Origin of the sequence: Enterobacter sp. SGAir0187, from assembly GCF_002952735.2 — a bacterium.
In the GTDB taxonomy this organism is placed as follows: domain Bacteria; phylum Pseudomonadota; class Gammaproteobacteria; order Enterobacterales; family Enterobacteriaceae; genus Enterobacter; species Enterobacter quasiroggenkampii.
The window spans coordinates 3,381,773-3,403,617 of the sequence record NZ_CP025034.2 but is presented as its reverse complement, the minus strand read 5'-3'; the positions used below and the strand labels follow the sequence as shown (position 1 = coordinate 3,403,617).

13 protein-coding genes are annotated in these 21,845 nt (G+C 52.3%); 8 read left to right on the top strand and 5 right to left on the bottom strand.

Annotation, left to right across the window (positions count from 1 at the left end; translation table 11 throughout):
- The first annotated feature begins 14 nt into the window (after positions 1-14).
- Positions 15-773, top strand: coding sequence for a M48 family metallopeptidase (locus tag CWR52_RS16435; protein WP_104950153.1), 759 nt, complete (start codon positions 15-17; stop codon positions 771-773).
- Between the two features lie 76 nt (positions 774-849).
- On the opposite strand, the gene speB is transcribed toward CWR52_RS16435, so the two are convergent.
- Entirely contained in the window at positions 850-1,770 is a 921-nt protein-coding gene (gene speB, locus CWR52_RS16430; RefSeq protein WP_104950152.1) for an agmatinase, read from the bottom strand.
- A gap of 411 nt (positions 1,771-2,181) precedes the next feature.
- On the opposite strand from speB, the gene CWR52_RS16425 reads away from it, so the two are divergent.
- The 6 genes from CWR52_RS16425 (at position 2,182) to CWR52_RS16400 (ending at position 17,431) form a co-directional block, all read left to right on the top strand.
- Positions 2,182-2,748 (top strand): fimbrial protein, encoded by a 567-nt coding sequence (locus tag CWR52_RS16425; RefSeq protein WP_252152165.1) that lies wholly within the window; start codon positions 2,182-2,184, stop codon positions 2,746-2,748.
- Between the two features lie 54 nt (positions 2,749-2,802).
- Positions 2,803-3,540 (top strand): fimbrial biogenesis chaperone, encoded by a 738-nt coding sequence (locus CWR52_RS16420; RefSeq protein ID WP_104950150.1) that lies wholly within the window; start codon positions 2,803-2,805, stop codon positions 3,538-3,540.
- Between the two features lie 184 nt (positions 3,541-3,724).
- A complete protein-coding gene (locus tag CWR52_RS16415) occupies positions 3,725-6,142 on the top strand; it encodes a fimbria/pilus outer membrane usher protein (RefSeq protein ID WP_252152164.1) in 2,418 nt (805 codons plus the stop codon).
- Positions 6,139-7,134 (top strand): fimbrial protein, encoded by a 996-nt coding sequence (locus CWR52_RS16410; RefSeq protein ID WP_104950148.1) that lies wholly within the window; start codon positions 6,139-6,141, stop codon positions 7,132-7,134. Before CWR52_RS16415 ends, CWR52_RS16410 begins: the two co-directional genes overlap by 4 nt.
- A gap of 17 nt (positions 7,135-7,151) precedes the next feature.
- Positions 7,152-8,885, top strand: coding sequence for a ShlB/FhaC/HecB family hemolysin secretion/activation protein (locus CWR52_RS16405; RefSeq protein ID WP_104950147.1), 1,734 nt, complete (start codon positions 7,152-7,154; stop codon positions 8,883-8,885).
- 164 nt (positions 8,886-9,049) lie between these two features.
- Positions 9,050-17,431, top strand: coding sequence for a hemagglutinin repeat-containing protein (locus tag CWR52_RS16400; protein WP_252152163.1), 8,382 nt, complete (start codon positions 9,050-9,052; stop codon positions 17,429-17,431).
- 101 nt (positions 17,432-17,532) lie between these two features.
- Here CWR52_RS16400 and speA read toward each other — a convergent pair whose 3' ends face one another.
- From speA to CWR52_RS23190, 4 genes are all read right to left on the bottom strand, one after another.
- Complete coding sequence (gene speA, locus CWR52_RS16395) at positions 17,533-19,509, bottom strand: biosynthetic arginine decarboxylase (protein ID WP_104950145.1); 1,977 nt, start codon at positions 19,507-19,509, stop codon at positions 17,533-17,535.
- A gap of 8 nt (positions 19,510-19,517) precedes the next feature.
- Positions 19,518-19,649: an acid stress response protein YqgB gene (gene yqgB / locus CWR52_RS16390; protein WP_127312443.1), complete on the bottom strand. Its 132-nt coding sequence runs from the start codon at positions 19,647-19,649 to the stop codon at positions 19,518-19,520.
- A gap of 94 nt (positions 19,650-19,743) precedes the next feature.
- A complete protein-coding gene (locus CWR52_RS23650; RefSeq protein WP_418250466.1) occupies positions 19,744-19,887 on the bottom strand; it encodes a hypothetical protein in 144 nt (47 codons plus the stop codon).
- Positions 19,888-20,003: 116 nt separating this feature from the next.
- Complete coding sequence (locus CWR52_RS23190; RefSeq protein WP_045371431.1) at positions 20,004-20,174, bottom strand: hypothetical protein; 171 nt, start codon at positions 20,172-20,174, stop codon at positions 20,004-20,006.
- A gap of 138 nt (positions 20,175-20,312) precedes the next feature.
- Here CWR52_RS23190 and metK point away from each other — a divergent pair, with 138 nt between their 5' ends.
- The gene (gene metK / locus CWR52_RS16380; protein ID WP_014885184.1) at positions 20,313-21,467 is read left to right on the top strand and encodes a methionine adenosyltransferase; all 1,155 of its coding nucleotides are present in this window, start codon (positions 20,313-20,315) and stop codon (positions 21,465-21,467) included.
- Positions 21,468-21,845: the final 378 nt, after the last annotated feature.

Sequence of the window (21,845 nt, the reverse complement as noted above, 5' to 3'; positions counted from 1 at the left end):
ACGGAAGCAACATCATGAAAATGCGTGCAATAGTGCTGGCCCTGGGTACAACGCTCCTGCTGAGCGGCTGTCAGAATATGGATTCTAACGGTCTGATGACCTCAGGCGCAGAAGCTTTTCAGGCGTATTCCCTGAGCGACGCACAGGTTAAAGCACTGAGCGACCAGTCCTGTAAAGATATGGATGGAAAAGCCACCATTGCCCCGGAAAATAGTACCTACACGCAGCGTCTGAATAAGATTGCTTCCGCGCTGGGCGATAACATCAACGGACAGCCGGTAAACTACAAGGTCTACATGGCGAAGGATGTAAACGCCTTCGCGATGGCAAACGGCTGCATCCGCGTTTACAGCGGGCTGATGGACATGATGAACGACAACGAAGTCGAAGCGGTGATCGGCCATGAAATGGGCCACGTTGCCCTGGGTCACGTGAAGAAAGGAATGCAGGTTGCGCTGGGCACTAACGCGATCCGCGCGGCGGCAGCCTCTGCCGGTGGGATCGTAGGCAGCCTTTCCCAGTCTCAGCTTGGCGACGTCGGTGAAAAACTGGTCAACTCCCAGTTCTCCCAACGCCAGGAATCTGAGGCGGATGACTACTCTTACGATTTGTTGCGCAAACGCGGGATTAACCCATCAGGTTTAGCCACCAGCTTCGAGAAACTGGCAAAGCAGGAAGCAGGACGCCAAAGCTCCATGTTTGACGACCACCCAGCCTCAGAAGAGCGTGCGCAACATATTCGCGATCGTATGGCCGCTGACGGAATCAAATAATGTAAAAGGAGGCATATTTGCCTCCTTTTTTATAGACGAAAGTCGGGTGGCGGCTTCGCCCTACCCGGCTGACAACTTACTCGCCTTTTTTCGCGGCCTGGAGGTAAAGCATTTCCAGCCCCAGAGTTGCCGCTGCCAGCGCCGTGATCTCTGACTGATCATAAGCCGGAGCCACTTCCACCACATCCATACCAACGATGTTCAGATCTTTCAGACCACGAACCAGTTTGATGGCGCGATCGGACGTCAGGCCGCCGATCACAGGGGTTCCGGTACCCGGTGCAAACGCCGGATCCAGGCAGTCAATGTCGAAGGTCAGGTACACAGGCATATCACCGACGATCTGCTTAACCTGAGCCAGAATATCGTCCACACCGCGATCGTTCACCTGGCCCGCATCCAGTACGGTAAAGCCGTTGTCTTTGTCGAATTCAGTACGGATACCAATCTGCACAGAGTGGTTTGGATCGATCAGACCTTCGTTCGGTGCGGTAAAGAACATCGTGCCGTGGTCAAATTCACAGCCGTTCGCGTACGTGTCGGTATGCGCATCAAAGTGTACCAACGCCATTTTACCGAAGTGTTTGGCGTGGGCACGCAGCAGCGGCAGAGTGACAAAGTGGTCACCGCCAAAAGAGAGCATACGCTTACCCGCCGCCAGCAGTTTTTCGGCATGGGCCTGCAGTTTTTCGCTCATATCACGAGCATCACCAAACGCGTAAACCAGGTCACCACAGTCCACCACGTTCAGACGCTCACGCATATCGAAGTTCCACGGGAAGCGGTTATGCTCCCAGGCCAGGTTAGTCGACACCTGACGGATCGCTGCCGGGCCATGACGGCCACCGGCACGACCAGAGGTTGCCATGTCGAACGGAACACCGGTGATCACCCAGTCAGCATTGCTATCGTATGGCTGGAAGTTCATCGGGAGACGTAAAAAACCAAACGCGTTAGATACCAGAGAGTTATCGTACTGATGACCTAAAGTGCTCATGTCCTGACCTCTTTTAAAGTCGATATATTAGATACAGATGAAAAAAAATCCCCTCCGCGTCGTTAAACCCGACGAGGAAGGGATTGATGTCCTTACTGCTTTTGCCTAATGCTAGCTTCTGGAACGTGAAGATTCAAGCTCACTTTTCAAAACATAAATCAATTGCATTTCCGGGTTTTTCGCCCTCAAAGCATTCATCATGCAAATAAAATTCATTTTTATAATTTATTTTTTCTAAAGTCAGGAATTCCGTCGCTTTATATGCGATTAATTTAGCGAAGAAAAACTCAAACCATAGATTTAATAAATGCATCATTTTCAAATTAGGAATTTATTTATGTTTAAGCGATAGCGATGGAGGAGAGGTTCTATATACAATGCAACCCCAAATAACATTATATGGATATTTTTATGAATAAGTTATCTAGGCTGGCAATCCTGGCCATTCTTTCAACCATCGGTAACGCCGCGGCAGCAGAAGATGGCACTATTACCTTTGAAGGCACCATCAGCGACGCAACCTGTACTATTACCGGCGGCGACGCACAGGGCGAATCGTCTTCCCCTGATTTTACCGTTCATTTGCCGTCTATTAGTGCAACCGCACTTGCAACGGATGGACAGCGCGCGGGCGATACACCATTCCATATTACCTTAAGCGGCGCGAATTGTACCAATGGCAAAATTGCCAGCGTATTCTTCGAACTGGCGCAAAGCACTAATATTGATACCACCACCGGTAACCTGAAAAACACCGTAGCTACAGGGTCTGGTGGTGCGGAGAAAGTCCAGGTTGGTTTATTGGATTCGTCAAAAGCGATTATGAACCTCAACACGGCAAACAATAACGCTAAAACCGTTACGGTTTCCGGTAATACGGCTCGTTTTGATTACTGGGCACAATATGTAGCGACGGGCGGTGCATCTACTGCGGGTCAAGTGTCGACCGACGTTGTGTACTCCATTAAATATCAGTAATCGTGCGTCTGGCGGGTTTACCCGCTGAAAGTATCACCTAAAGGATTAGGCCAGATGTTTAAAAAACTTGTTAAATCTTCTGTATTAATTATGACTCTGGCCTTCTCCTTTACGGCCAGTGCAACGATTCAAATTATGACGACCCGCGTGGCATTCAACGCCGGGGAGAAAGAACAAACTATTCGTATTAATAACGTCAGCAAAACGCCCGAACTGGTTCAGGTGTGGCTTTCCAGCACCGATAAGACTGACGGCATCACCAAAGAAGATGTGCCTTTCTTTATCACCCCACCTGCGGCCAGAATTAACGGTCAAAAAGGGAAAATTTTTCGCATATTTCAGACAGAAGGCGCGAGCGCGAAATACCCAAAAGATCGTGAAACGGTGCTGTGGCTAAATGTTCTGGATATTCCGCCGGAAATGTCTGAAGACGCAGATAAAAACCAGCTCAAAATGGCATTCAGAACCCTAATTAAATTTTTCTATCGACCAGTTGGCTTGAAAGGTAATCCGATGAAAGCGGCGGACGATTTAACATGGGAATTGAAAAAAACGACCAAAGGTTATGATGTCGTTGGAAAAAATAATTCGCCCTTCCATGTAAGCATGACGAATGTCTGGCTCAGAAATGCTCAGGGCAAAGATGTCATGATTGATGGCGAGATGATCGCGCCATATAGCACGATGGTGTATCACTTCCCACAGGTTAATGCCGTACAGGGAAAAGGAACATTCCAATACAATTACATTACCGATCTGGGTGCCTATATTAAGCGCACATTTAACTTCTGATTACAAGGATATTGACCAGGACGGTGATATGTTGATGTTTTTCAAAAAAACCAACACTCTATGGGTGGTTAGCGGCTTTGTCATTTCGGTGACAATAGCAACACCAGCAGTTCATGCCAATAATACAGATAAACCGATGACATTTTCTCATGGGTTTATGAAGTATTATGATAGCGGAATCGATTTGACGCAATTTGATGGCGTTGAAAAAATACAGCCGGGTAAATATACGCTTGAGGTTTACAGTAATCTCAAACCTATCGATACCTGGTCCGTCACCTTTTTGGCTGCAAATAATCAGCAGGGATTCAACGCCTGCATGACGCCCGAAATGATCGTCCGCTTTGAGGTCGACACATCAAAACTTCCACCAGACTGGAAGAATAATGCCTGCATTATTCTTCCTGACCTGGTTAAAGGTGCGACGGTTAATTATAACCCGGTTGAAGAACAACTTGATGTCACTATTCCCCAGACGATGCTGCTTAATACGCCTGCGGGTTACGTAAGCCCAGAGTTATGGGATAACGGCGTGCCGGCGTTGATGTCCTCCTATACCCTCAGCGCTACCAGTTCACGCTATCGCCCCACAGAGGATAACTCGAACTACCTCTACAGCAATTTACATAACACCCTCGCGCTGGGGGCGTGGCGCTTTACGACTTACGACAGCCTTAGCTCCGGTAGCGATACTGAAAATACCGGCATACAGCATATCCAGGCCTATGCAGAGCGTGCGATCGCGCCACTGCAATCTCAGATTGTGCTGGGCGATCTAAACACGACCGGTGATTTTTTTGATACTACCGCCCTGCGTGGCGTTCGGCTCGCCACGGACGATCGCATGCTTCCCGACTCCGTACACAACTATGCACCGGTGGTGCGCGGCATCGCCAACAGCAATGCCACGGTGACTATCAAACAGGCAGGCAACACGATCTATGAGAAAGTCGTGCCGCCTGGCGAATTCGCCATCAGCGATCTGTATGCGACCGGCTATAACGGCGATCTTGAGGTCACCGTTAAAGAGACAAACGGCAAAGAGTCTTACTTCGTGGTTCCCTACTCCAGCGTGCCACAACTGTTGCGCGAAGGTTACTCCCGCTACTCTCTGGCCGCCGGTGAAATTCGCGATACCTGGCTGAAAGAGGATCCGAAAGCGGTAGAGGGCACGTTTCAGTATGGCTTATTCAATAACTTTACCGGCTATGTTGGCGGGCAGAGCGCATTCGAAGGTGATTACTCAGCGCTCATGACCGGTTTCGCAATTAACACCCGCCTGGGTGCGATAGGTGTGGACGTGACGCGTTCCTTTACCCGCTTCGAGGGGCAGCCCGAGACCGCCGACTGCGGCACGTTCTGCAATATGAGCCTGCGCATTAGCCTTGCGAAGGCGCTCCCGACAACCGGAACGAACTTCAGCCTGATTGGTTATCGCTATTCCAGCGCGAACTTCTACTCCCTGAGCGATGCGGTCAGCCTGAAGCGTTCAATTGAAACCGATGAGAATGACTATCTCCCGGAACGCTATCGCGAGCGCCTTGAAGCCAACATCAACCAAATGCTTCCCGCTGGTTGGGGAAGCTTCTACGTCAGTGGCTTTGTGGGCAACGTCTGGAATAACGAGCAGGGGCGAAATGAAAAATCGAACTTCGTGCTGGGCTACAACAACCAGTTTGGCACCACGACCTGGGGGATCTCTCTTGGTCGTACCAATAATGACGATGGTGGCCACGAAGATACGTTCTACCTGAACATGAGTATGCCGCTTGGCCACCACTACGAGAAGCAGGCTCGCCTGGGCGCGAACTTTAGCTATAACAGCGATGAAGCCAACTTCCGTACCTCGCTGAACGGCTCCGCAGGGGAACGCTCACAGTTTGGCTTTGGCGGCTATTTCAGTCAGTCCAATACGCCGGAAACCAACTTCGGTATGAATCTCTCTTATACGGGCGAGAGTGCCTCGGGCGGGATGACCTACAGCCAGTCCAGGGACTCCTTTATGGGAGGCGTCAACGTGAACGGCGGCGTAGTGGTGCATGAAGGCGGCATCAACCTGGTACCTACCCTTGCTGACACCATCGGCATCGTTGAAGCAAAAGGAGCAGAAGGTTCCCGTATCTATCCTGATTCCCTGGCCGTTATTAAAGACAACGGCTACGGCATTGTCGGGTATCTGGTGCCTTACAAGTACAACGAGGTTTACGCCGACCCGAAAGGCACCGCGTATACCGTCGAGGTAGACGATACACGTCGAACCATAGTGCCAACCTCCGGCGCGGCAGTGCTGATCAAAATGGACACCCAAGCCCAAAGCCAGAGTTTTGTGCGCTTTGCGCAATCTTCTGGCGAACGGGTTCCGTTTGGTGCGTCAGTGCTGGATGAATCACACAAAGCAATCGGCATGGTCGGGCAAAACGGCGTGGCTATGGTGGAACTTAAGGAAGGCCAAAACGACCTCACCCTCCAATGGCAGAAAAATAAAAAGCCCGCACAGTGCGGTGCGCGTTATTTGAAGCAGAGTGCCGAGGATAAGCAATCCGAGGGAGAGACATTTAAGGCCATTGAAATTACCTGTATCAGTAATGGGGCAAAACCATGAGACGGATCTTCACGGCTGCGCTGATTATATTATCCACGGCGTTTTTCTCTTTAACCTGCAACAGCGCCTATGCCGCGCTGTGCACCCGCACGTCCCCTTTGGCGACGCTGAATATCACGGACGACATCACGCTTAACGTCATTAAGCAGCGTGAAGTTGGCACGGTTTTATGGAGCAAAACCTATCAGGTACCGAACGTCGGCTACAGCTGCGACGAACTCACGCAGTCCTCATGGCATTCGAGCTATACACGAAGCTATATCCAATCGCAGATGGATAATGTCTATAAAACGGAAATTCCGGGCATTGGTATTCGCATGCGTTGGCCCACGCAAAGTTCATCCTCATGGCTGCCAGGTAACTCTGGCTCGCCAACGACGTGTTCAACCGGTTGCGGGGTTAAGAACAGCACGGTGCTGGTGGAGTTTGTTCAGATAGGTTCACTGACTGAAGGTGAAAGCTACATACCAACAGGTATGGTAGCAGAGGCATCTGTGATCCCGACCGCCGATTCGAGCGAAAAATTGCCCATTATGACAATCAACTTTGGTACCGCTATTAAGGTCGTGACGGTCTCATGCTCGATTTATCCCTCGGCGACAAACGTCGATTTGGGCACCTATAACATCGCCGATTTTCAAAACGATGACGCTAAACAGGGCAATAAAAAAGATTTCAGCATCACCGTGGGCTGCCCTTCCACTCAAGACATTGGCATCACCTTCAACTCATTAATTAACACCCCGTTAGGCGCGTTGACCGGAGTTATCGGCGTCGAAAGCGGCGATGGCTATGCAAGTAATTTTGGTATTCGCCTTTTTGAGAAGAACTCAGCTGCGATAACACTGGGTCAGGAGAAGGTCTATACCGCGTCCACGCTCATTAAAAATTATCAGGCACAAATCTATGTTAGCGGAGGGGTCGATCGCACGAGTTCTCTGACACCCGGCAGAGTTGTCGGTGCCGTTCAATACACCGTTGTCATTAAATAACGCTCAGGAAGAGAGTAATGCGTTGTCCATTCAAAACTAAAAATATCCTGTTTTTACTGCCTTTATTGCAGGTCGCTCATGCCGCCACGCTTCCATCCATCCAGAATAAACAGGAGCTCGATAGACTGGAGCGGCAGAGTAATCAGTATTTGATTGAAGAGGCGAAGAGAACGGAAGCGTTGTTGCAGCAACAACGTGCGATGCGGGGCGGAGAAGACGTGTCCGGGCTTCCGGCTGACTCCACGTGGAAGTTTAACGTCGCCAGAATTGAGATCCTCGACGATACGCTTTTCGACGGTTCCCCGCAGCGCGATGAGATCGTTCAGCGTTATCAGGGAAAGGATTTGGGGAAAGCAGACATTTTCACGTTAGTGAAAGAGTTAACGGATTTTTATATTTCCCGTGGCTATGCCACCACCCTTATCAGCATTGACCCCGGCAACATTAAGAGCGGTACGCTTAAGCTTCGTGTGCTGTGGGGAAAGATCAATGACTTTAAGGTTAACGGCCAGGCTCCGGGCTTGCGTGAAAGCACGCGTCTTTTTACGGCCTACCCGTTTGCCAGGGACAAGATCCTGAATATGCAGGATGTCGACCAGATGGTTGAGAACCTGATACGGGTATCGGGGGGGGATAATATTAGCGTTGAACCCTCAATTATTAATGGTTATTCCGATCTTAACCTTATTCATCAGCCTTCATTTCCACTCGACGCTGCGGCGGGGTTAAATAACTCCGGGACCAGGTCAGAAGGCTGGCAGCAATATTATGGCAGCCTGACGGCAAAAAACATTGTCGGATTAAACGACATATTTAATGCGTACTACTCCTGGAACGATCTGAAAAATAATAATGATAAGCAGGACTCCTGGTCGTTTAGCTACAGCGTCCCACTGGGTTATTGGGGTTTTGATACCAGCTATTACAAATCTGAATACGAAAAAGGAATCGATGGCGGATTCGGCATTTACGATTCTGATGGTACGTCCGAACGTGCATCCCTGCGTGTCAGCCGCATGTTGATGCGTGGCGCAACGGGCAAAACCAGCATCTGGATGAAGGTCGAACGCAGGGATAACTACAACGGTATCGAAAACGCACAAATTGACGTTAGCTCAAAAACCTATACCTCGCTGGCGTCGGGCCTGACCTACGTTGGCGCGTTGGGCGGCGGCTGGTTCTATGGCGATCTGAGCGTTACCGCTGCGGTGCCGTGGTTTGGTTCAGCCCGCGACGGAGATAAAGATCTTGAGGGTTTCGATGTTGATTACCTGAAGTACAACGGTATTGCCTCCTGGACGCGTCCACTCTTTAAGTTCGGCAGACTCGGCATGACCTATGAACTAAGCAGCGGTTTTCAGTTCACGCCAGATGTGTTGGTGAGTGATGCCAAAGTCACCATCGGCGATGAATACACCGTTCGTGGTTTCAAAGATGACAACGTGATGAGTGACAGCGGCGCGTGGATTGCAAACAGCCTGCAGTTACCTTTCGATGTTGGCCTGGCCGGTATCTATCAGCTAACACCCTATATAGGCTACGACTTTGGATTTACCAAAGATAACTGCCCTGAAGGCGTAAATACCTGCGACAGCCAATTCATGATGGGTGCATCCGTTGGCATAAAAGCCACTGGCAGCTATTTCTCTTCCTACATTATGGCTGGATGGCCGGTTAAGAAACCAGACTCAATGGAAGAAGAAACCATCGACAACACGGTGGTTTATTACAAAACGGAAATTAATTTCTAATAAAGGGAAGAATTATGAAAACTAAAAAGACACGCAGCACAAATATAACCTCCCACAATTTGCACAACCGGCTCTGTCCATTATACCTGGCGTTAGCCAGCATTTTATCGGGCACCGCAGACGCAGCAACAACGCCCGATACGAGCCAATCGAAAGGCCCCACTATGGGCCAGGCAGCCAACGGTACTCCCGTTATTAATATTGCCGATCCTAATGCGAAAGGCATCTCCATGAATAAATTCAACGAATTTAACGTTGATAAGCAGGGGATGATCTTTAACAACAGTATGCAGGATGGCGTCACAAAAATTGGCGGGTATGCGGTTAAAAACGCCCAGCTGCAGCATGAAGCCAGCGCCATTATCAGCGAAGTGACGGGTGCGAAAGCCTCCTACATTAATGGCACGATGGAGGTCTTTGGTAAAAAGGCCGACGTTATTATTGCTAACGAAAATGGTATCAGCGTTAACGGCGCAACCACCATTAACGCCAACAGCCTGACGCTGAGCACCGGTAAAGTGCAGGCGAAAGACGATGGCACCTATAAACTGGCCGTAGAAAAAGGTGGAGTTTCCATCGCCGGTCAGGGGATCAACACCGACGGACTGAGCTACTTTGACATCGTCAGCCGCAGCGCACAGCTGGAAGGCGAAATCGCCGGTAATGCAGATATCAAAGTACTGGCGGGTCAAAACGATTACGATCTTGCGAGCCGTAGCCACACCGTGCGCAGCAAAGGCGACGGAAAAGGCCCCGCAGTGGCTATCGACGGCAGCGCGCTTGGCTCAATGTACGGCGGCAAGATCCAACTGATCAGCACCGAATCCGGGGCAGGCGTTCGCCATGCCGGTGGCATTATCGCCAGCAGCGACCTGGACATCAACGCGGATGGCGATATTACGCTTGCCAGCCTGTCGAGCGAGAAAAATTTGTCGCTCTCCGGCAAAAATATCACCCTGAATAAGTCCATTACGGGCGTTCAGGCGAAAAACGACATTTTCATGAACGCCCTGGCGGGCATCACGCTGAATAACGACGTTATCGCCTCAACCGGCAAAATCCGAATAGATGCCAGTTCGCTGGTGCAAAATGCTGCCTCGCTGGTAACCAACAACACCACCACCACCGTTCCGGCAATTCAAATTAACGTGGCGGGCCAATATACCCTCAACGGCAAACTACAGGCGCTGGACGCCAGCGGTAAGGTCATCGCAGGCGGCGTGGTGACGCTGAAAAATGGCGATTTCGTCGTGAAGGTCAACGGCGTTGAAGTGCCGTTTGCCTCGCTGATCTCAGATACGCAGGTGACAAGCCACAGCGGTGACGTGCAGATTACCGCAGGCAGCATGAATAACAGCGGCGGTAGCGTACTGGCGAAAAAAGGCACGTTGCAGTTCACCCTGAAAGAGGCCTTCGTTAACAGCGGTTCCGTCAGCGCGACGGGCGATCTGACGATTGCATCCGGCTCACTGAAAAATGACGGCGTGCTTTACGCGTCCAACAACCAGACTCTCCATGTCGGAAACCTGGATAACAACGGCCGCATCTTCGCTGAAAAACGGCTGGTGATGAATGCCAGCGCGCTGAACAACCGTGGAAACATCGGTGCGACCACTGACGCACTACAGGTTACAACGACCGGTAGTTTGACCAACAGCGGCACTCTCGTCGCTGATGCTGCGGCAATCAGCCTGAACGTGGGCGGCGATGTCGACAACAGCGGAAACATCATCAGCAACGAAAAAGATGTCACCCTCAATGCCAACGGTAAAAACATCAAGAACCAGGGCAAAATCGAGGGTCAAAATGTCACTCTGACTGCGTCCAACGCCGACGCAGCGTTTGAAAACAGCGGCACTGTTAACGCCAGACAAAAAACGCAGGTGAAGGCGGCGAAGCTGAATAATAGCGGCGGGACCCTGAGCGCAGCGGGCAATGTCGCGCTGAACGTCAGCAAGCAGTTGAACAACACCCACGGCGGCGAGATCCTGGCAGGCGAAAACCTCACGCTCGACGGTGCACATATGACCGCACTGACCAACGACAACAGCCGGATCCAGGGGAAAAACGTTACCCTGACCAATATGGCCGCGCTCACCAATACGAGCGACGCCGTTCTGCTCGCGAGCGGGGCGCTGGATCTTTCCGGCGCAACAACGCTGACCAACAATGCCTCCGGCATTCAGGCAACGTCCATACTGTTAGATCACATCGGCACGCTGAATAACACCCGCGATGCCACCATTTACAGCAGCGGCAATCTTACCCTGTCCAACATCGACACCCTCAACAACGATGCGTCTCAGCTGGTTGCAGACGGCGCGCTAGCCATGCTGAATATCACAAACGTATCAAACGCCAACAACGCCGCGATGGTCGGCAGCGGCAGTGTGACGATCGGCAATGTGAATACGCTTAACAACAGCAACAGCGCGGTAATTCAGTCTGAGCATACCCTCAGCATGAACAGCGTGGATACGCTGAACAACAGTTCAGACGCAACGATCCTCGCCTCGGGCAACATGACCCTGGACGGTGTGAATACGCTCAACAATGCCTCCGTGATCCTCAGCAACGGTAGCATTACCTTGCAGAACGGCGACACGGTGCACAATAACGGCGTAGTGCAGGCAGGCACCGACCTGATTATCCGCAACATCCGAAACCTGATCAACGAAGGGAGCGACCATGTACTCATGGCCCTGCGTAACCTGACAATCGAGGATGTGGATTCCCTGACCAACTCCAGCCAGGCGACGATCACCGCCAGCATGAACACGGTGCTGAACGCCGTTGGCGTGCTGACCAACCTCTCCGGCGGGGTTATTCAGGCCGTTGATGGCGCATTAGCCATCGCGACAAATTCGCTGATCAACAGCGGCAGCGAAAACGGTTCGGCTTCAACCCTGGTTGCGGGCGGCGACCTCACCGTAACATCAGAGAATGTGACCAACGAGAGCGGCGCGGCCATTGTCTCGACGGATAACAATCTGACGCTGAACGTAGCGAACAACCTTACCAACAGCGACAACGCTGTGCTGGCGGGAGCGAACACGACCTCGCTGAACGTTCAGAATGGTAATTTTAAAAACACCTTAAGCGCCGTGGTTGCGGGCACTAACGTTAACGTTACAACCCAAAATCTGCAAAACAACGCCAATGCCACAATTACAGCCGACCGGGATTTACAGCTTCATCTCGCCAGCCTGGACAACGCGACCGGCGTCATCGAAGCCGGGCGCGATCTGGCGCTAAACGTTAACAACAGCCTGACGTTCGACGACGGCAACAAAGATATCAACGCTGGACGCGCGTTAGAGATCACCACGCACGGCGACTTTACCAATAACACCCAGATGGAAGCGATAGGCGATTTGACCGTTCGCGCGGACGGTAACTTCCTCAACGCAATGTCTATTGTTACGGGTGGCGACCTCAACGTTACCGCGGGCAACATTGCCAACAATGGCGGTAGCCTGTTGTGGACCATGGGCGATATGAACCTTGATGCCCGCAACGGAGAATTTACCAACGGTGTTGGAGGTAACGTGCTCAGCATGGGCGATATTTCCATCATCGCGAAAGAGATTTATAACCAGGCCGGGATTATCCGTGCGGAAAAAGACATCAATCTTGATTCCGAAGTACTGAAGAATGAGAGCACCTATTCCGGGGATGAAGTTGGCGTGACGGGTTCCCAGACGGCTTTTGCTACATACAGCACCATCGAACACACCATGACGAAATCGGATACGACCATTCGTATAGAGATGCCGCTCGTCACTTCTGGACTGATACTACAAGATCTTGCCGAAATCAGTTCTGGCGGCAATATCAACATTAACCAGCGCGACATCTACGAGACGCATGACGTCACCAACGTGGGCGGGCTGATTCAGGCTGCAAAAGACATCACTATTACCGGAAACTTATATAACACGCCCCGGTATGGTGAGCTTTCAATGTATGATTACCTTCAAATTCCTCTCACAGGTCTGAACTACCTGAGATATGACTGGAAAGTCGCATCGTTACACAGAACGGACTGGAGCTTTGATTCGTTATACCAATTCCTTGATTATGAATTTGGAAACGGTAGCCCCGCCTCTCAGGAAGGTGATAACGATCCGGAGAAAGAGGTCTGGTATAACGCCGTTGTGATGATGGGAAATGACGCCACAGTCTTCAACAACATGATGATCAGCATCTTTGGTCAAGCCTGGCAAACCAACAGCTACAGCAATATGCGTTCAATCTGGGCGGGTGCCATCTCTAATGACGGTCAGGCGTTGAAAGACAATAAAACCTACTTTGTTCCCCAGGAGAAAGGCGAAATTACCGCTGGCGGCAACTTCACGCACAACGGCGGCGTACTGGATAACGGGATCAATGATTCGGGTGAAATCAACAGCAACAGCAACGTGAGTGATATCGACGTGGGCGATTACACCGTGGATACGGTTATCGCCGGTTATGATGTCCGGGTCAATACCAAGAAAATTGATGAGCTTGCGATGGGCATTAGTCCAATGCCAACCATTAAGGACATGGTCTCCATTCCAGGGATGTTTGAAGTCTCGACCGAATTCAAGAAAACCACTGAAGCAGAAAAAAATGGCACGGCCTATCCAGGGCCAACCAATAACATCGTCCCGATCTTTGAAACGCGTCCATCAATGATCGATCAGAGCGATTACACCGGTTCGGATTATTTCTTCAATGAGGTGGGCTATGACCCGCAACAACCGGTTAACGTCATTGGCGATAACTATTTCACCTCAGAACTGATCCGCCGGGAAATCAGCAACTCGGTTGGCAGCTTCTTCGCCATTCGTGATGGTCTGGAGGGCGATGTGCTGGTTCAGGCGCTGATGGATAACGCGGGAGTTGCGGCAAAAGACAGCGAACTGGGGCTGGTGGTCGGCCAACCTCTCACCGATGAGCAGCGTAACGGCCTGGATTCCGATATCGTCTGGTACGTGAATCAAACCGTAAACGGTGTAGATGTTTTGGTGCCGGTGGTTTACCTGTGCCCGGAAACGCTTAATCAGATGGAAACCGGTGAAGTTAATGGCGGCACCGCAACCGTGCATGCGGGCGGTGATATGAACGTCGACGCCGATAGCATCAACAACGCCAACGGCGCGATCTCTTCCGGCGGAAACATGACGCTGGTTTCTGATGGCGATATCAATAACATCAGCAACGGCATGAGCGCCGGTATTTCTGCGGGCGGCGACATCAACATGTCCACCACCAGCGGCAATATCAATAACAACGGTGCGTCGATTAAGGCTGATGGCGACGTGAATATGTCTGCCACGCAGGGTGATATCAACATGACCGCAAGCGTGGGCCATGATGAAAGCGGCAAACAGGTGATCCATGCCTTTGAAGACGGTGTCTCTGCGGGTGGTAGCATCAACATGGAGGCGAAAACCATTACCTCTAACGCGTCGGATATCACGGCGGGTAAAGATGTGAGTATGAAGGCCACCGACGGTGACGTTACCTTCAACGACCTGCATGAAATTGATGCCACGCGTGTCATCGATAACGACGTCCGAAATGCGCTGAACTATTCCATGTCCGATACCTCCACAACGACGGGTAAAGCCATCGGCGCTAACGTTACCGCGGGCGGCAACATGAGTATCGACGCGAAAAACGACGTGGTGATGGAAGGCGGTACCTACACTGCCCAAACCGGCAGTATTACCGCTGAAAATGACGTGACAATTAAAACGTCTCAGGATGTTGCGCATGAAGAACAACATTCCTCTACACGCGAGTTTGTCATCGGTGCGGGCGCGAACAGCGGCGGTCAATCGGTTAATACAAGCTACGGCACCATGGACGGCGGTAACACCGAAACGAGCGCCGGAGACTATGTCAGCGCAGGCTCAGAGTCCGCAACATCTGCTATTGGTAAGAATCCGGGGCGTGCGCCGGTAAGCGACACGGCTGGCTTCACGTTTGGCATGAATTCGACCAACGATTCGTCAGTGACCGACAGCAAGAAAAACACCAATGCGGCCATAAACTTCGGTCAGTCCGGAGCGATTGAAGCGGGTAAAACAGCGGATATCGGCGGTGCAGATCTCAGCGCGGGTGACTCTCTGAGCATCAATGCTGAAGATGTCACGACGACTAAATACGAAGATGAGGTGAAAAATACGTCTTCGCATAAAGAGTCTTCATTTGGCATCACGGGTGAAGCCCACAGCACCATTGCAGACACAATTGATAAGACGGGTAACCTGATTGAAAAAGGCACGGAAGGCCAGTCTGCCAATGCCGGAACAACGGCGGCGGAAGTGTTGGGCGATGCCTCCAACCTGCTGCTCAACGACCTGGCAGGCGGTTCCATCACCATTGGCGGCAGTTCGTCCAAAACGCACTCAAACTCCACCTCCACGGCGGAAAACATCAACCACATCAACGCCAATAACGTTTCGATCAACACCAAAAAAGATACCACGTTGAACGGGACTGACATTAGCGGCCAAAACGTTGAAATTAACGCAGGCGGCGATGTGAACATGAATGCGGCGAAATCCACAACCAGCTACAGCACCACCACCGAGGAGCACTCGGCAGGCATTACGGCGGGTGTTGGCGTGGATATGACCGGTGTAAGCGGTGGTGCATCCATCGACTACAGCGGCAGCACCGAAACGGGCACAGGGAATAGCACCAGCTACACCAACAGCACGATCACTGGTGGCAACGTCAAGATTAAGACTGGCGGCGACATGACCATGACCGGTGCCAACATTGAGGCGAATACCGCCAATGTTGACGTAGCGGGCGACATGACCATCAACTCCGTTCAGGACATAGAACATACCGATAACGAGCGAGCTAACTGGGGTGCGTCTGTGGGTGTGGCCGTCTCTGCGAAAGGCGTCATGCCTAGTGGTGCGGTGAACGGCGGCGGTGGCTCCGAAGCATATGACTCGTCAACCACTGCGAAGCAGTCGGGCATTAACACGACCGGACAGCTGGACATAAAAACCGGTGGCGACCTCAACATGACCGGCTCCAACATCGTCTCGCAGGATGGAACAGGTTCCGTCGACGTTGCAGGCAATATCAATTCCAGGACGCTGGAAGATTCCGTTGAGCAGGACGGAATCTACGGCGGCGGCGGCGTGGGTATCGGCGGGCTGCCAGGCAAAAAAGGTGGCATACCGTCAGCTAACATCTACGTTGATACCGTGGACGAGATCCATCGTGACGAAACCCAGAAGTCGACCATCTCCGTGGGCGATGTTACCAGCAAAGGCACCACTGGCGAGATCAACACCAATAAGGACGAAATGTCTGTGGTGACCCGCGACGAAAAAGAAGCGGGTAATAACATCTCCTATACGCTGGCAGATCCAGGATTTGGTAAGAAGAAGAAAGGCAGCTACGACGTAGATACGCCTAACACTAAACATAATACCGGTACCAATAAGCCAAAACCGGCTGACAGCACGAAGCACAAGGAGACCACGCCGTCCAACACCGCTCACAGTGAAGATGTGCCTGCCGTTACGCCGTCGAAAGCCAACGATCTGAAGCCTGCACCGAAACCGGCCGACAGTACGAAGAAGACGGATACCACGCCATCCGACAAAGCACACAAGGAAGACGTGCCTGCGGTTACACCGTCGAAAGCCGACGATCAGAAACCTGCACCGAAACCGGCTGAGAGCACGACGAAGACGGATACCACCCCGTCTGAAACAGCGCACAGCGAAGAGGTGCCTGCCGTTAAGCCGTCAAAAGCCGACGATCTGAAGCCTGCGCCGAAACCGGCTGACAGTACGACGAAGACGGATACCACGCCGTCCGAAACTGCTCACAGCGAAGACGTACCTGCTGTTAAACCGTCTAAAGCGGACGATCTGAAGCCTGCGCCGAAACCGGCTGACAGCACGACGCCGAAGAAAAAATGGGACGTTCCTAATACGAACTACCCAACCCTTTCTCCGGGCTCCGCCACCGGTAAAACCGGTAAGGATATGCCGAAAACGCCTGAACACAGAAAGTGGAACGGTGACATGACCAACGGCGTCGCGCCGTCGAGCAATCCGAAAGGCACCGACGTCAAACTGTCTCCGGGCTCGTCTACCGGTCAGACCGGCATGGACATGCCGAAAACGCCTGAGCACAGAAAGTACAACGGTGACATGACCAACGGCGTCGCGCCGTCGAGCAATCCGAAAGGCACTGACGTCAAACTGTCTCCGGGCTCGTCTACCGGTCAGACCGGCATGGACATGCCGAAAACGCCTGAGCACAAGCAGTGGAATGGTGATATGACCAACGGCGTCGCGCCGTCGAGCAACCCGAAAGGCACCGACGTCAAGCTGTCTCCGGGCTCGTCTACCGGTCAGACCGGCATGGACATGCCGAAAACGCCTGAGCACAAGCAGTGGAATGGTGATATGAGCGCAACGGCACAGCCAAAACAGTGGCTGCCGCTGATGCCTGAAACGCCAATTGATATGTATGCGAAGGTGATTATTGAGTTCAAAAAAGAACAGGTGAGTTAAACCCCAGACCCCGTCGCTCCGGACGGGGATTTTCATGTAGCAATGAAGCAAAAAGGGTCTGACGTTGGTCAGACCCTTTTTTTTACTCAGCAAGCGGAGCGTTATTCGTCTTCGAGGTAAGTATACCCGTACAGTCCCGCCTCAAACTCTTCCAGGAACTGCTGCTGCAGCGCATCGTCCAGACCGGTGTTTTTCACCTGGTCGCGGAACTGGGTCAGCAGCGTTTTCGGATCGAGCTGAACGTATTCCAGCATGTCTGCCACGGTATCCCCTTCGTCAGACAGCTCAACTTCCACGCTGCCGTCAGGGAAGACAAACACGTCAACCGCCTCGGTATCACCAAACAAGTTATGCATGTTGCCGAGGATCTCCTGGTACGCTCCAACCATAAAGAAGCCCAGCATTGGCGGGTTCTCCGGGTCGTACTCCGGCATTGGCATGGTGGTGGCAATACCGTCGCCGTCAACGTAGTGGTCGATTGCGCCGTCAGAGTCACAGGTGATGTCCAGCAGCACCGCGCGACGTTCCGGGGCGTGGTTCAGCCCTTCCAGCGGCAGAACCGGGAACAGCTGGTCGATACCCCATGCATCCGGCATCGACTGGAACAGCGAGAAGTTGACGTAAATTTTATCCGCCATACGTTCCTGCAGCTCGTCGATAATCGGACGGTGCGCACGGTTGCTCGGATCGAGCTGCTTCTGCACTTCATGGCACATGTTCAGATAAAGCTGCTCCGCCCACGCACGCTCCTGCAGGCTGAAGGTGCCTGAAGAGTAGCCGACGTGAATGTCGTGCAGATCCATTTGACTGTCGTGCAGCCATTCGCGCAGAGAGCGACGCGTGCCCGGCTCGTGCATCTCCTGCCAGGTTTCCCACATGCTTTGCAGGGAACGAGGCGCATCATCCTGTGGCGGCGTCGCTTCGGAAATTTCGCTACGCTCAACGCCGATGATGTTAGAGACCAGCACCGTATGGTGCGCGGTCACCGCGCGGCCGGATTCGGTGATCACCGTCGGGTGCGGCAGGCCGTGCTCTTCACAGGCATCGCCGATCGCCCAGATAATGTTGTTCGCGTATTCGTTCAGACCGTAGTTTACCGAGCAGTCTGACTGCGAGCGCGTGCCTTCATAGTCCACGCCCAGGCCGCCGCCCACGTCGAAGCACTGAATATTCACGCCAAGCTTGTGCAGCTCAACGTAGAAACGGGCTGATTCACGCACGCCGGTGGCGATATCGCGAATATTGGCCATCTGCGAACCGAGGTGGAAGTGCAGCAGCTGAATGCTGTCCAGACGACCGCGCTCGCGCAGAATTTCAACCAGCTGCAGAACCTGGTTCGCCGCGAGGCCGAATTTGGATTTTTCACCGCCGGATGATTGCCATTTACCGGAACCCTGAGACGCCAGACGCGCACGCACGCCGAGGCGTGGCACCACGTTAAGACGTTCAGCCTCTTCCAGCACGATCGCGATTTCGGTCATTTTCTCGATAACCAGATAAACCTTGTGGCCCATCTTCTCGCCAATCAGTGCCAGACGAATGTATTCACGGTCTTTATAGCCGTTACAGACGATCACCGAACGGGTCATGCCCGCATGCGCCAGAACCGCCATCAGCTCCGCTTTGGAGCCAGCCTCCAGACCCAGCGGCTCGCCGGAGTGGATCAGGGATTCAATCACGCGGCGGTGCTGGTTCACCTTGATGGGGTAAACCAGGAAGTAGTCGCCTTTATAGCCGTAGGACTCACGCGCGCGCTTGAAGGCGGCGTTAATAGAACGCAGGCGATGTTGCAGGATCTGCGGGAAGCAGAACAGTGCAGGCAAACGCTGGCCCTGAGCTTCACGGGCTTTCACCAGTTTGGCGAGATCCACGCGCGCTTCAGGGACGTCCGGATCCGGGCAGACGCTGATGTGGCCCAGTTCGTTGACGTCGTAGTAGTTATTGCCCCACCAGGCAATATTGTAAGTGCGCAGCATCTTGCTGGCTTCCTCGGAGCTCATCGCAACCTCCTGCATAGAACGTAGTACACCCTGTTCGCCCGCTGACGAAGGCGAAAAAGAAGACATGTCGTCAGACATAGCGAACCTCAACTCTTTGTATTAAGTGTAAAACAGTTGACTACTATCGCAGCGTTATACGGCGATAACAACCCATAAACGGCTCCGTTTCCCAGCAGAGTATGCTGAAATCCAGACCGTGCGACCGGTTTCTTATTCATATCATTGTAAAACACGTATCCGAACTCTGTATGACAAGGTTCGGCGAAACCACGAGAAAACTCTTGTATTAACAAGAGCGCCCTTGTTCAGTTTTCACAAAGCGTGACCGGCCCTGGAATCCTGAGAAGCGCCGAGATGGGTATAACATCGGCAGGTTTGCAGACTAGAAATGCGGGTTGCGGGAATCAAATGCGCGCCAGAACGGCTGCGCTGAATTAGCGGAAAACGATGGTTCATTATCTCGTATCACCTCCACGGCCGCCTCTGCTGAAACGGACCCCAAGCCAAAGCTAAAAGTTCACTGCTTTACCCGGCTGGAAGTGGCGACACGATGAGTTCATCGAGCGCTTATTTTATATGAGCCGCGCGCCGCGTTTTATACCGAGAAGGGGGCTAAAATGCAAAACAAAAATGCGCGTGTTGCCAGCACCGTCAGGAATTTTTGCCAGCAGCAATTTCAACTGAGTGAGAGATGAGTCAAAAAAAACTGGAAATCGGGTGAAGAAGTGACCTAAAATAGCCATCCAGATGTTAATCCATCTATACTGATTAACACTCATACTGCCAGTGTCAAAAACCTGCAGGCCTTGGTAGAATTATCTCCTTTGGCTATTCTACACAGCAGCTTGAGCTAACCAAATTCCTCTTAGGTGAAATAAAACATGGCAAAACACCTGTTTACGTCCGAGTCCGTATCAGAAGGACATCCTGATAAAATTGCTGACCAAATCTCCGATGCGGTGCTGGATGCGATCCTGGCGCAGGATCCTAAAGCGCGCGTAGCGTGCGAAACCTACGTCAAAACTGGCATGGTACTGGTTGGCGGTGAGATCACCACCAGCGCATGGGTTGATATCGAAGAGATCACCCGTAACACGGTGCGTGAGATCGGTTATGTGCATTCTGATATGGGCTTTGATGCCAACTCCTGCGCGGTGCTGAGCGCCATTGGCAAACAGTCTCCAGACATCAACCAGGGCGTTGATCGTGCCGATCCACTGGAACAGGGCGCGGGCGACCAGGGTCTGATGTTTGGCTACGCGACCAACGAAACCGACGTGCTGATGCCAGCCCCGGTCACCTACGCGCACCGTCTGGTACAGCGTCAGGCTGAAGTACGCAAAAACGGCACCCTGCCGTGGCTGCGCCCGGATGCAAAAAGCCAGGTTACCTTCCAGTACGATGACGGCAAAATCGTCGGCATCGATGCGGTGGTACTGTCTACCCAGCATTCCGAAGAGATTGACCAGAAATCCCTGCAAGAAGCCGTGATGGAAGAGATCATCAAGCCGGTTCTGCCGACCGAATGGCTGAGCTCTGCGACCAAATTCTTCATCAACCCAACCGGACGCTTTGTTATCGGCGGTCCAATGGGCGACTGCGGTCTGACCGGACGTAAAATCATCGTTGATACCTACGGCGGCATGGCACGTCACGGCGGCGGTGCATTCTCTGGTAAAGATCCGTCTAAAGTTGACCGCTCTGCGGCGTACGCGGCACGTTATGTTGCGAAAAACATCGTTGCTGCCGGTCTGGCTGACCGCTGTGAAATTCAGGTTTCCTATGCTATCGGCGTGGCTGAGCCAACCTCCATCATGGTGGAAACCTTCGGTACTGAAAAAGTGCCTTCAGAACAGCTGACCCTGCTGGTGCGCGAGTTCTTCGACCTGCGTCCATACGGCCTGATTCAGATGCTGGATCTGCTGCACCCAATCTACAAAGAAACCGCGGCATACGGTCACTTTGGTCGTGAACATTTCCCATGGGAAAAAACCGACAAAGCCGCCCTGCTGCGTGAAGCTGCCGGTCTGAAATAATCGACTGACACGAGCGTTAAACAAGCCAGCCTTAGTGCTGGCTTTTTTTGTGTCGGGTGACGGCTGCGCCTTACCCGACCTACGGGGTACGGAGCTTTTGTAGGCCGGGTAAGGCGCAGCCGCCACCCGGCAATGTTTGGAACCGCTTACACCCCATCCAGTGAACCTCGCTTTCGGAATAATCTCTTTGCGTGATGGCATTTCTTATGCTGTTACATTTCCTTTCGGTTAAGTCTGAAATGTGTTCTTTCGCGATGCATATCACCTCATTTACCTCTATATTTTCAAAGCTTTAATTTTATTTACGGTTGCACGTTAGTGTAACCGATTACACCAATGTGATTAATCTCACATATTTTTACGGGTCACTCACCTACC

Excerpts from the sequence above, each read along its gene's own strand:
- CWR52_RS16435 (WP_104950153.1), top strand. The coding sequence starts at position 15 with ATGAAAATGCGTGCAATAGTGCTGGCCCTGGGTACAACGCTCCTGCTG.
- speB (WP_104950152.1), bottom strand. The coding sequence starts at position 1,770 with ATGAGCACTTTAGGTCATCAGTACGATAACTCTCTGGTATCTAACGCG.
- CWR52_RS16425 (WP_252152165.1), top strand. The coding sequence starts at position 2,182 with ATGAATAAGTTATCTAGGCTGGCAATCCTGGCCATTCTTTCAACCATC.
- CWR52_RS16420 (WP_104950150.1), top strand. The coding sequence starts at position 2,803 with ATGTTTAAAAAACTTGTTAAATCTTCTGTATTAATTATGACTCTGGCC.
- CWR52_RS16410 (WP_104950148.1), top strand. The coding sequence starts at position 6,139 with ATGAGACGGATCTTCACGGCTGCGCTGATTATATTATCCACGGCGTTT.
- CWR52_RS16405 (WP_104950147.1), top strand. The coding sequence starts at position 7,152 with ATGCGTTGTCCATTCAAAACTAAAAATATCCTGTTTTTACTGCCTTTA.
- CWR52_RS16400 (WP_252152163.1), top strand. The coding sequence starts at position 9,050 with ATGGGCCAGGCAGCCAACGGTACTCCCGTTATTAATATTGCCGATCCT.
- speA (WP_104950145.1), bottom strand. The coding sequence starts at position 19,509 with ATGTCTGACGACATGTCTTCTTTTTCGCCTTCGTCAGCGGGCGAACAG.
- yqgB (WP_127312443.1), bottom strand. The coding sequence starts at position 19,649 with ATGAATAAGAAACCGGTCGCACGGTCTGGATTTCAGCATACTCTGCTG.
- CWR52_RS23650 (WP_418250466.1), bottom strand. The coding sequence starts at position 19,887 with ATGAACCATCGTTTTCCGCTAATTCAGCGCAGCCGTTCTGGCGCGCAT.
- CWR52_RS23190 (WP_045371431.1), bottom strand. The coding sequence starts at position 20,174 with ATGGCTATTTTAGGTCACTTCTTCACCCGATTTCCAGTTTTTTTTGAC.
- metK (WP_014885184.1), top strand. The coding sequence starts at position 20,313 with ATGGCAAAACACCTGTTTACGTCCGAGTCCGTATCAGAAGGACATCCT.